At 72.9% G+C, this 8,865-nt stretch carries 7 protein-coding genes; 3 read left to right on the top strand and 4 right to left on the bottom strand.

Features of this window, described 5'->3' with window-relative positions; translation table 11 throughout:
- Positions 1–52 precede the first annotated feature (52 nt).
- Together D7V97_RS35505 and D7V97_RS35500 are read left to right on the top strand one after the other, a co-directional pair.
- The gene (locus tag D7V97_RS35505) at positions 53–421 is read left to right on the top strand and encodes an arsenate reductase family protein (protein ID WP_120615056.1); all 369 of its coding nucleotides are present in this window, start codon (positions 53–55) and stop codon (positions 419–421) included.
- A 96-nt stretch (positions 422–517) separates the two neighbouring features.
- On the top strand, positions 518–1,375 hold the full coding sequence (locus D7V97_RS35500) for a general secretion pathway protein GspE (RefSeq protein ID WP_120615055.1): 858 nt from the start codon (positions 518–520) through the stop codon (positions 1,373–1,375).
- Between the two features lie 18 nt (positions 1,376–1,393).
- On the opposite strand, the gene D7V97_RS35495 is transcribed toward D7V97_RS35500, so the two are convergent.
- Both D7V97_RS35495 and D7V97_RS35490 read right to left on the bottom strand, forming a co-directional pair.
- Complete coding sequence (locus D7V97_RS35495; protein ID WP_199729046.1) at positions 1,394–2,263, bottom strand: DUF459 domain-containing protein; 870 nt, start codon at positions 2,261–2,263, stop codon at positions 1,394–1,396.
- A 78-nt stretch (positions 2,264–2,341) separates the two neighbouring features.
- Positions 2,342–3,154, bottom strand: coding sequence for an alpha/beta fold hydrolase (locus D7V97_RS35490; protein WP_120615053.1), 813 nt, complete (start codon positions 3,152–3,154; stop codon positions 2,342–2,344).
- Between the two features lie 250 nt (positions 3,155–3,404).
- On the opposite strand from D7V97_RS35490, the gene D7V97_RS35485 reads away from it, so the two are divergent.
- A complete protein-coding gene (locus tag D7V97_RS35485) occupies positions 3,405–3,770 on the top strand; it encodes a hypothetical protein (RefSeq protein WP_147445110.1) in 366 nt (121 codons plus the stop codon).
- 19 nt (positions 3,771–3,789) lie between these two features.
- Here the strand turns inward: D7V97_RS35485 and D7V97_RS35480 are convergent, their stop codons facing one another.
- Entirely contained in the window at positions 3,790–7,509 is a 3,720-nt protein-coding gene (locus D7V97_RS35480) for an AAA family ATPase (RefSeq protein WP_199729045.1), read from the bottom strand.
- A gap of 180 nt (positions 7,510–7,689) precedes the next feature.
- On the bottom strand, positions 7,690–8,829 hold the full coding sequence (locus D7V97_RS35475; protein ID WP_120615051.1) for a hypothetical protein: 1,140 nt from the start codon (positions 8,827–8,829) through the stop codon (positions 7,690–7,692).
- Between the last annotated feature and the right edge of the window lie 36 nt (positions 8,830–8,865).

Raw genomic sequence — 8,865 nt, 5'->3', positions numbered from 1 at the left:
CCTCTCATGCAAGCAGGCCCGCCCCACCCAGGGGTCTGGTAGAAGCCCGCGCATGGCCGACGACGTCCTCGTGCTCGCGTACTCCGGATGTGACACCTGCAGGAAGGCGCTGAAGTGGCTGGAGGCGCGGGGCGTCTCCGTCGAAGTGCGCCCCATCGTCGACCGGCCGCCCACCGTGGCGGAGCTGCGCCAGTGGATCGCCGTGAGCGGCGTGTCCGTGCGCAAGTGGCTCAACACCAGCGGCCAGAGCTACCGCGCGCTCGGCAAGGCGAAGGTGGACGCGGCCTCCGACGCGGAGCTGGTGGAGTGGCTCGCCGCCGACGGCAAGCTCGTGAAGCGGCCCGTGCTTGTCACCCGGGAGTCCGTCACGGTCGGCTTCAAGCCCGAGTCCTACGAGGCCCTCTTCCCCGCGCCCACGTAACGAAGCCAGCGAAGCCGTCCTGTCGGGGGCGTGCGGCCAGCCGAGCCCTGGGTCGTCCGTCGTCGCGTGCGGGCGGGGTTGCCATCTTCCGGGTGCATGGAAATCGGCACCAGACGCCCGTTGGGGGAAATCCTCCTGGAACTCGGAGTGGTCGACAAAGGCCAGCTCCGGCTGGGACTCGTGCACCACCACGAGGTCCGGGTGCCCCTGGGCCGCGCGCTGGTGAGCGAGGGCGTGTGCACGGAGGCGGACGTGCTGCGCGGGCTCGCCGTCCAGTTCGACGTGGACGCGGTGGACCTGGACCGGCACCCGTTGGATCGCTCCCTCACCGCGCTGGTGCCCGCGCGCATCGCGAGACAGCACGGCGTCGTACCGCTGGGCCTGGAGCAGCGCGAGGACCGCGAGGTGCTCCACCTCGCCGTGCCCGCGCCCCTGTCCCTGGACGCGGTGGATGACGTGCGCGCCGTGTCCGGCAAGGCCCGCGTGGAGCCGCACCTGGCCTCCGACAGCGCGCTCGCCCGCGCGCTCAGCGCGCTCTATGGCATCCGCGAGACGGAGGAAGCGCCGCACGAGCAGCGCCGTCCGGCCGTGCCCAGCCCGCCGCTGATGCTCTACGGTTGGCCGCCCGTCACCGCGGTGCTCATCTCCCGGTCGCTCGCGCGCAACGGCATCGCGTCGCGCGTCGCCACCCCGCTGGAGGTGCTGCACACGCAGGCCAACGACGTGGTGCTCGCGCCCCTGCAGGCCATGGAGGGGCTGCTCGCGGGCGAGGTCCACATCGAGGGCTCGCTCATCGTGCACGGGACGTCCGACGACGAGGGCTTCGAGCGGGCCCGGCAGCTGGGCGCGCGGGGCTTCCTCGCCAACCCGCGCGACCAGGAGCTGCTCCTGCGCGCCGTCCGCAGGCTCCGTCCGGACGCGGGCAGCGAGCCGTCGTGGCAGGGCCACAACTAGAAGCGCGCGGTGCTCTTGCTACGGTGACGCCGTGGCGTGGGCCTGTTGCGGCTGCGCGGGCGCGGGGGCCGCGGGAGGACGCGCGGTGTGCTTCTGCTCGGCGGGCTCCAGCCCCAGCACGTCCAGCACTTGCGGATACACCTTGTTCGCGAAGTAGCGCCCGCCCGCCACGGTGAAGTGGACGCCGTCCGTCATGCGCAGGCGCATGGGCTTGCGGAAGCCCTCCACGCGGGCCTGGTGCAGCGCCTTGCCGCGCGCGTCGGTGAAGAAGGGGCGCGTGTCCAGGTGCACGGCGTCCTCGCGGCCGGTGATGACCTCGCGCTGCAGGCCGCGGATCAACGCCAGCTTCTGCTCGAAGCGGTGGCGGCCCGTCGCGGGCAGCTCCAGCCAGACGATCTTCCGGCCCGGCGCGGCGATGGCGGTCATGAAGTCCTGCAGGCGCTGCCGGTAGCCGTCTTCCCAGTCCGGCTTGCCCCAGGCGACCGTGGCGCGGCCCAGCTTGGTGTGCAGGGCCTGTCCGTCGTTGCCGCCCAGGATGACCACCACGACGTCCGGCTGGTGCTGCTGCACCTCCTGCTGACCGACCTCCAGCCAGTCGAAGAAGTCCGGGCGGGACAGCCCCGTGGACGACTTCGCCCGGCGCTCGCAACGGATCCGCGGGTGCGCGGACAGCTGCGTCTGGAGGTACTCGCCGAAGCCCGTGGCGATGAGGCTGTCGCCCAGCAGCAGCACGGTGCGCCGGGGCGCGGGTGCGGGCTCGGCGGCCTGGGCCGGAGCGGTGGGCAGGACGGGCGAGGCCGTCAGCGCGGGGGTGGGTTCCGAGGCGGCCTGGGCCGACGTGGACAGGACCGCCAGGAGGAAGAGCGCGCGAAGAGAACAGGTCGACATCGGCGACCGCAAACTACTTCCCGCGCGCGCATCCGTACACCCCCCCGCGAGTCCGACGGATCCGCGGACCCCGGCGCCTCAGGCCGCGGAGGAGCCCAGGTCCGCGTCCGCGTCCAGCCCGGTGGGGCCCTTCCCCACCGCCGCGTTCCGCGCGGGCGCGAGCGCCTGGAGCCACGGCGTGAGCAGCCGCGCGCACGCCTCCGGGTGTGAGAAGTACGGCACGTGGCCCGCGCCACGCAGCAGGTGCCGGGGCGTGCCTTCCGGCAGTGACGCAGCCAGCCGCTCCAGCGTGGACGGCGGCACCAGCACGTCGCGGTCCCCCTGGATGCACACGCACGACACCTTCAGCGGCCGCAGGTCCGGCGGCGGCGGCTCCGAGTGGATGGCGAAGGCGCGACGCAGCGTCGTCAGGCGCTCCAGCCCCGTCGTGGGCACCACGTCCGCCACCTGCGCGAAGGGCACCGGCCGCCACGCCGCCAGCGACGCCGCCACGACGCCCGGACGTCCCAGCACCGCGATGGGGCCCATCATCGCGATGAGCCGGCCGCGCGCGCCCACGTGCGAGGTGCGCGTGAACGAGCCCAGGAACGCCACGCCCTTCGCCGCGCCGCCCGCGGCCAGGTGCGCCGCCACCATGCCGCCAAAGGAGCTGGCCACGATGGCATCCACCGTGCCCCCCGCCCGGAGCACCTGCTCCGCGAGCGCCCGCGCACCGCACGCCGCATGCTCGCCCTCCGGGTACTCGACCAGGACGGGACGGGCGATGGCCGTCAGCTGATCCGCCAGGGCACGGAAGCCCGCGCCCCGGGCACCCAGCCCCGGCAACAGCAGCACGCGCGGCCCTTCCGCGCATCCGCCTTCAACGTCCGTCAGCTCCACCGCGCGGCGCATTCCATCTCCTGCTCCAGGTCCAGGCGCGCCGGAGAACAGCGCTGGCGCCCGACCTCTGCCCGCCCATTCCGCCTGGAGGCTCGCAGGACCCAGGGACGGCAGGAAGGGCCCCTGTTTTCTCGCTTCCTGAGACTCGGAGTATTAGCTGCAATCAGCCATGTCATCATTTTTCAGCAGGGCAATTCCGGAAGCCCCGGGCCAAGGTTTTTGTTGGCCGCCGTTCTGACAGCGACGGGGGGAACGTCTAAGAATGGTGACTGTGAATCTGCATGCCTTCGGGGAGTTCGTTCGCACGCATCGTCCGGCCCTCGAGGTTCGGGCCGAACGGTTGTGCGCGGGCAGCACCGTCGATGCGACGGAGCTGGTGGGCGAGACGTTGGAGCGCGCCCTGTCCGTGTTCGAGCGGTTGCAGGACCAGGACACCGCCGCCGCGACGCAGTGGCTGGACGGTGCCATGAGCCGCTGCTTCGCGCGGATGGGTGGCCAGCTGCCGGAAGTGAAGCCGTCGTCGCCGGACCTCCAGCAGACCTTCGACATGCTGCGCGCCCGCTTCCGTGAGGTGTACGGGCAGCCGGTGTTCGGCAAGCGCGCGGGTGTGACGGGCTGGCGGATGTAGCCGTGCCGGGCGCCCTGACTCAGGGCACCGGACGGTGGCCGGACAGCGTCTCCACGTAGGACGCGGCCACCTGGAGGAAGCGGCCCCCCCGGACGCCGGTGAGGTACTGGCGCTTCATCGCCCGGGTGGCTCCCACGTAGAACATCGCGCGGCGGATGCGTTCGTGTTCGCGCTCGGTGCGCTGGCGGGCTCCCGCCATCCACGCCTCGATGGAGTCCAGGGCCTCCAGGCCCGCGAAGAAGACGACGGGGCACTCGTGGCCCTTGCAGGAGAACACCGTGGTGGCGCGCACGTGATCCACGCCGCTCACCCGGAAGTCCGCCACGTCCCGTCCGCCCTTGCCGCCGTAGGCCTCTGCGGGCACGCCCGCCTTCTGGAGCGCGTCCGTGAACGACGCGGGCATGACGGGCGCCACCACCAGGATGTCGCCCGGGTGGACGTGCTCCTCGCGCACCAGCCGCGCCACCTCCTTGGCCACCCAGCGCGCCTCGCCGGTGCTGGAGGCGAAGGCCTTCACCTGGGGCAGCACGCCGCCGCGCTCGGTGGACTGCACGCGGTAGAGGCCCTCCAGCGTCTCCTCCGGCAGCCACAGCAGCCGCTCGCGGGCCAGCTCTCCGGCCTTCATGTATTCGCGCATGCCGGGGTCGGTGACGCGGTGCTGGCGCAGCGGATCCAGCACGACGTTGAAGGCGACGTCGAGGATGTCGCGCGTGGCGCGGAAGGTCTCCTTGAGCACGCGGGTGCGGCCCCGGAAGGACAGCCCTTCGGGCAGCTGCTCCTTCAGCGTGTCGATGGGCACCTGGCCGTAGACGTTCTGCGAGTCGTCCATGAACAGCTGGAAGCAGCGTGACTCGCGGCCGTCCTCGCCCACGCGGGGGCGCACCAGCGCGTGCAGTGACGCGAGCCCCCTGGCGTCCATGTCCTGCGCCTCGTCCACGAAGACGGCGTCGAAGGCGTGGGGCTCCAGGCGCCGCAGCGCGCCCACGTGCTTCACCGTCACCTGGGCCTTGAGCGTGGACACGGCCTGCGCGCCCGCGCGCACGGTGAGCGCCTCCACGAGGAGCTTGTCCACGAGCGGCGCGAGCGAGCGGTTGTAGAAGGACACCAGCACCCGGGCGCGCGGGTTCTCCAACAGGTAGCGCGCGGCCCAGTGCGCGAGCACGTACGTCTTGCCGCTGCCGGCCACGCCGCGCACCAGGTGGTGGCCGTCGTCGAAGCGGCGCTCGAAGAGCGACACCTGCTCCTGCGTGAAGAGGGGGCCCACGTCGCGGCTGCCCTCGATTTCACCGCCCAGGCCCACGGGCACCAGGGGCGGCGGAGGCGGAGGCGGCGGGCGCGGCTGCGCGGCGAGCAGCTCCAACCTGGGCGGCGTGCCCGGGTGCACGCGCACGCGGGGCAGGAGCGACAGGAGGCGCGCGGGGACAGGTGAGGCGCGGGCCTCCGCGCGGGAGGCGAGCACCAGCAGGTAGTCCTTCGCGCGGCTGGCGGCCACGTTGAGGATGGGCACCAGCGTGTGGGGCGGGAAGGGCCGGCCGCCGGCCACGGTGTCCACCATCACCACGTCGTACTGCGTGCCCTGCTGACGGTGGATGGTGGAGGCGCTGAACATGTCGTGGCGCAGCCCCGCGGCGTTCCCCAGCTTGCGCAGCAGGGCCGCCTGCGCGCGGTAGGGCGTCACGCACAGCACGGTGAGGCCGGAGCGCACGGCCATGCGGGCCAGGGTGACAGCGAGCTCCGCGGAGAGCTCTCGCTGGTAGCCGGAGCCCGTCTCGCCGCGGCCGTGCGTGAGCCGGCGGGTGTCTCGGCTCAGGCCGTCCAGCACCAGCCACATGGCGCGCGCCGGGAAGGCGGGCACGGGCGCGGGCTTGAGGGCCCGGTCCTTCACGAGGTCGCCGTCCTCCAGCGCGCCGCCGTAGCAGAAGTGGCTCACCACGCGGGCGATGTCCGGGTGCATGCGGTGCTGGGTGCGCAGGAGCAGCACGTCCGGCCGCTCCGCGTCCTTCACCGCGTCCTCCAGGTGGGACAGGGCGCTCGCGCGAAGCCACGTCTGGGCGCCGCCGCCCGCGCCTTCCGCCGCGCGGCTCACGGGGCCGATCTGCTTGGGGTCACCCGCGAGCGTCACCTGCCGCGCCAGCGGGGCGAGCAGCGCCGTCGCCGCGCGCGTCACCATGCCGGCCTCGTCCACGACGAGCCGCTGGAAGGTCTCCTCCCCTTCCAGCTCCGACACGAGCCGGAGCGCGCGGTGCACGGTGAGCACCATGAGGGGGCTGTCGCCCTTCTCCGCTTCCTTCAGCGTGGGGTCCTTCACGCGGCCGCGCAGCGTGCGCAGCTCGGCCTGCATCTTGGCGAGCTCCGGCGCGGCGCCGCCCCGGGAGCGCTCCAGCGACAGCTCCCGCTCGCGCTCCTGGATGGTGTTGCGCAGCTTGCTCGACTTGTTCTCCTCCAGCGCCACGGTGGGCAGCTTGGACAGGGCCTCGCTCGCGCCGGTGCCCCCACGGAAGATGCTGCGGGCCAGGGGGCGCAGCGGGATGGGTTCGCGCTCCAGGAGGGCGCTGACGCGCATCACCAGCTCGTCCGCGGCGCGGTTGGTGGGGGCCACCGCGAGGATGCGCTCGTTCGGGTACGCGCGCAGGGCACGGGCGATGAGGTCCGCGACGGCGGTCGTCTTGCCGGTGCCGGGAGGGCCCCAGATGCAGCCCCACGGCTGGCGCCACAGCCGGTCCACGGGAAGCAGCTCCGCTTCACGGGCGGAGGGCGTGGACGGGACGAGCTCACCGCGGGCGCAGGCCAGGGCGGTGGTGAGGGCGGGGACGCGGTCCTCGTAGGCGGAGGCCGCCGCGCACAGGGCCTCCGCGAAGTCGTAGGGCCGGTAGCACCAGCGCTCGCAGGAGAGGACGCGGCGGTCCAGGTCCTCGCCCGCGTCCGACGACGCGAAGACGCGGCCGGATTCGAAGTCCAGGTGGACGATGTCGCCGGCGAACACGAGGTCCTCGCCCACGAAGCCGAGCAGTGAGCCGCCGGACCAGTCCGGATCCGCGGCGGGCACCGGCACCAGGCCCAACACTCCGGGCCCCGCGAGGCCCACCTCGCGCGCGTCCTGGAGACGCTGGGCGCGGTACTGGCTGCGCTCCGCCACGAGCGCGTCGCGCAGCTCCTCCGGGAGATAGGTCGGGGCGACCCACTGCTCCCTGCGGCGGCCGGAGGACACCGCGGCCTGCATCGCCGCGCGCTCGGCCGGAGTCGCGTCACCGGAGGCGGACACATCCCGGGCTGGAGCGTCCTCGGTGGGGCGTGCTTCGGCGGCATCGTCCACCACGCGCACGAGGTTCGGCGCGGGAGGCTTCGGTGCGTCCGCACGAGGAGGCTTCGGCGCGGAGAGCCGCAGGGCCGCGGTGCGAAGAAAATCGAGCGAGACGGGCCGCGAGCTGTCCTGGCTCAGGAGGTTCGAGGCAGCAGCCCGCGTTGTCACTTCGTTGCGCGCGAGGTCCGGCGCGGCGTCGTCGTGGACGACGTTCGAGGCAGCGGCCCGGGGTGCCACATCGTCGCGAGTCAGCGCTTCGTCCACGGCATCAGGCGGTGGCCACGCGGGACGGACCCGGAGCACGGGGGTCGGGTGGCCTCCGGCCTCCACCTCCGTGTCGTACTCCACGCGGAGCGCGGGCATGAGGCCATCCGGAGCACGCTCGTCCCGCGGCGCCTCCCCCTGATGACCCGAGTCCTCGTCCGTCCTGCGCATCATGCGGGGTGTTCGCGGTGCGGCCCTGTCCGTACTCGGAAAGCGGCGGCGCCGGGAAGCCGGCCAAGCTAGGGGAGGCTCCGATCTGCGTCAACGCACGCGGTGGCTCCCTCGGACGCCTGCACCACCGGTGAAGCCCACCCTTCCCTTCACGACGACAGCCCGGGCCGTCCGCGCGCACGCCTACAGCAGCGAGCAGAGCAGCCCGCTGCCCGTGCCCGCGGGGCAGGCCGTGCCCTGGCAGTACACGGGCCCCAGGCCCACGGAGAGGATTCCCTGGAGGCTGGGCACCTTCACCTGGCAGCTGCCGGTGGTCGCGTTGCCGGACGCATCCTTCACTTCGTAGATCATCGTGTAGACGCGGCCGTTGCCCAGGAGGCCGGACTCCGCGCGCAGCTGCGCGGACTTGCGGTCCGCGCTCAACTGGATGTCCTTGCACGCCAGGAGCCGCAGCCCGGACAGCGCGTCCTCCGCCTCGTCCGACACCACGCGGACGATGCGGCCCGCCTGCTGGAGGTCCAGCGTCCCGCAGTTGTCCGTCGCCGCCTCGGCGCAGTCCGCCAGCGTCACCTGCCGGTACTCCGCGTTGACGGTGAACGGCAACACCAGACCCTTGCTCGCCCCCGCCACCGGCGCGGACGCGTCCACCACCGTCACCGTGGCCGAGCACTGACTCGACGCGAGCCCGTCCGACGCGGAGAGCGTCACCGCCGTCGTGCCCACGGCGTACGGACCCGCCGGGCTCTGCGACAGGCTCAGCGCCTGCGGGAACGCGTCCACGTCGAACGAGCCATTGTTGATGGACACCGGCGCCGCGCAGGCCGCGCCCGCCGACACCGTCACGCTCTTGCAGAGCGCCACCGGCGGCTGGTTCACCACACAGCCGTCACCGGATGCCAACGTCACCGACGCGGTGTTGTTCAGCTCGTTGTCCTCCGGGAAGAAGCCCGTGTGGTCCGCCACCACGAACAACTGCTGCGTGCCCTGCGGCACCGTCACCACCGTCTGGAAGCCATGGCGCTCCTTCCCCACCAGCCAGGGCACGTCCACCGTCGCCAGCAGCACGCCGCCCGCGGCCGGATCCCCCGCGTAGATGCCCGCCGTCGACGGGTCGATGCCCGTGGGCGCCTCGTTGCGGATCGCCCCCGTCACCGTCAGCACGTCGCCGTCGCACGTCACGCCCAGCTCGGAGACGCTCAGGTCGATGCCCGTCAGCGACGCCTCGGACCGACGCAGGGCCGGCTCCGCTTCAGGGGACCCGGTGCCACATCCTCCCAACGCCACGAGGGCGGCGAAGAGGGAAAGCGGACGGTGGAAGCGCATGTCTGTCTCCAGAAGGGCACGATGCCAGGGAGGGTG

Origin of the sequence: Corallococcus sp. CA053C (assembly GCF_003611675.1) — a bacterium.
Taxonomy (GTDB): domain Bacteria; phylum Myxococcota; class Myxococcia; order Myxococcales; family Myxococcaceae; genus Corallococcus.
Note: the sequence above shows the minus strand (reverse complement) of the source record. Positions and strands in the feature narration are given on the sequence as shown.

Bases quoted from the DNA above. Each gene is read 5' to 3' on its own strand.
- D7V97_RS35505 (WP_120615056.1), top strand. From the start codon at position 53: ATGGCCGACGACGTCCTCGTGCTCGCGTACTCCGGATGTGACACCTGC.
- D7V97_RS35500 (WP_120615055.1), top strand. From the start codon at position 518: ATGGAAATCGGCACCAGACGCCCGTTGGGGGAAATCCTCCTGGAACTC.
- D7V97_RS35495 (WP_199729046.1), bottom strand. From the start codon at position 2,263: ATGTCGACCTGTTCTCTTCGCGCGCTCTTCCTCCTGGCGGTCCTGTCC.
- D7V97_RS35490 (WP_120615053.1), bottom strand. From the start codon at position 3,154: ATGCGCCGCGCGGTGGAGCTGACGGACGTTGAAGGCGGATGCGCGGAA.
- D7V97_RS35485 (WP_147445110.1), top strand. From the start codon at position 3,405: ATGGTGACTGTGAATCTGCATGCCTTCGGGGAGTTCGTTCGCACGCAT.
- D7V97_RS35480 (WP_199729045.1), bottom strand. From the start codon at position 7,509: ATGATGCGCAGGACGGACGAGGACTCGGGTCATCAGGGGGAGGCGCCG.
- D7V97_RS35475 (WP_120615051.1), bottom strand. From the start codon at position 8,829: ATGCGCTTCCACCGTCCGCTTTCCCTCTTCGCCGCCCTCGTGGCGTTG.